The sequence below is a fragment of the Xenorhabdus budapestensis genome, from assembly GCF_002632465.1.
GTDB classification, from domain to species: Bacteria; Pseudomonadota; Gammaproteobacteria; order Enterobacterales; family Enterobacteriaceae; genus Xenorhabdus; species Xenorhabdus budapestensis.
Window position 1 is genome coordinate 1 of record NZ_NIBS01000081.1, and the last position, 1,774, is coordinate 1,774.

Sequence of the window (1,774 nt, forward strand, 5' to 3'; positions counted from 1 at the left end):
ATAGAAATTTCCCCTGTAATTAGCTCACCATAGACCACTCAGTGAATGATCTGTGGTCAGTCACCACACTCTCGCAGTGGTCGCGCTCATGCCCTTGAGTGCATTCTTTCAGCCATAACCGATGCAAGACTGGCTTTCTTGCTGCTTATCGGAGCTATTTGTAATCTATGAACCTTGACCCGTCGCTACACAGGCTCACCCACTTGGTGACTCAGGGCCGCGTCACTACCGCAGCATTTGCGCTATGCGCTTGCGGTCTATCCGCTTTGCTAAAGCATGATTTAGTTTTCCTTTTGGTTAATAACACGACATCACATCATGACAAGTACGCCTTTACGGAGCTGGTTTTGCTTACCCCGATTGCCTAAGAATAATTCCCGGCGCTATTTCAGTTTGCTAGGGGCTCGTCAGTTGCCTGTCGTGGGGTTCATATTGTTAAAGAGCGGTTACTGCTTTTATCTTTCGGCTGTGTGCCTTTGATGCTTCAAGTATCACCTTTAGTAATAAATCAGTCAACACTAATAGTGATATAATTTTATTACTAATAGTGATGTTATTGATTTTTAATAAAATAAATTTTTGCTTAAATTGAATATTGTGATTGTGGTCACGAATTGACCAAGAGGGGGGATAGGTAGGTACAAAAAAGCCCTCGTGGGGAGGGCTATTTTACAAATATATCAATGATTTTAGCTCCTGCATCAAATTTTATGACGTAGTTAACATTTCATACTGTTATTGTTTACTACCTGTATATATTTTGTTAACTTGCTTTAATGCCACGTTTCGCCATCATTTCGGCAAATATTGCATTAAAATGCGTTGATTTGGCCTTCAACTCACGCAGAAATCGCTCTGCTTCTTCGGAAGGCAGGCTATCAAATAGCTCTAATAGATTTTTTTGTTGTTTTGTCAGTGGTTTTTGATTTCTGCTTTCAATATTATTGTTCACTAAGCGAGTATATTTCGCCAGATCAATAATCTCATTTGCCAATGTTGGACTAAAATCATCAATTGCAATTTCCAGAATTTCAGCAAATTTAGCGGCATGAGTCACATTAATAGCATTCTTTGCATTTAATAATTGCGCAACAGCACTCTGCCCCATACCTAACTTTTCAGCTAGTACCTCTTGGGACAGACCTAATTCTTTTTTCTTTGCCTCATAAATTGCCTTAAGGCGGCTTGCGTCCGATATTTGCTCGTCGCTCAATGGGATTTTCTTCATTATTCGATTCTATAACTTAAAGTCATATTTACCAATCACCGTTAGTGTTGACTATTTTATTACTATGAGTGATACTTTTTCGAAATTTACAGGAGAACACTATGGAGAGAATCTCGTTATCAGATTTTGTATCCCAAATAGGGCAGGGAGAAACTGCCGCCCTATTTGGAGTTAGGCAAAGTGCGATCAGTAAAGCGCTCGCCATTGGGCGGAACATTACTGTAATTGTTCATCAAGATGGGCGAGTGGAAGCGGAAGAGCTAAAACCATTTCCTGCTCATCGTCGTGAATAGTTATTAACCACCGCTCTTTAACAATCTACCCTCACGACAAGCTATTGATGAACCCTAGCAAATCGAAATAGCGCCGAGTAGGAACTCAGGCAATCGGGAAATGCAGGAACAATATCACACCCCGTAAAGGCGTACTCATCAAGAAGCTCGGTCGTATTAATCATCATCTATCTCAGGATAGTTGATATTTTTGTTTATTTATTAAACGAAATTTCACTTTAGGAATTTTACGTATGAAAGAGACAATAGAAAA

The 1,774-nt window shown here is 39.9% G+C and carries 2 protein-coding genes; one reads left to right on the forward strand and one right to left on the reverse strand.

What is annotated here, in order from left to right; translation table 11 throughout:
* Positions 1-763: 763 nt before the first annotated feature.
* Positions 764-1,228, reverse strand: a complete 465-nt coding sequence (locus tag Xbud_RS18880; protein WP_099137516.1) for a helix-turn-helix domain-containing protein — start codon at positions 1,226-1,228, stop codon at positions 764-766.
* A gap of 101 nt (positions 1,229-1,329) precedes the next feature.
* Between Xbud_RS18880 and Xbud_RS18885 the strand changes: the two genes are divergently transcribed.
* On the forward strand, positions 1,330-1,521 hold the full coding sequence (locus Xbud_RS18885) for a Cro/CI family transcriptional regulator (RefSeq protein ID WP_099137517.1): 192 nt from the start codon (positions 1,330-1,332) through the stop codon (positions 1,519-1,521).
* The last annotated feature ends 253 nt before the right edge of the window (positions 1,522-1,774 follow it).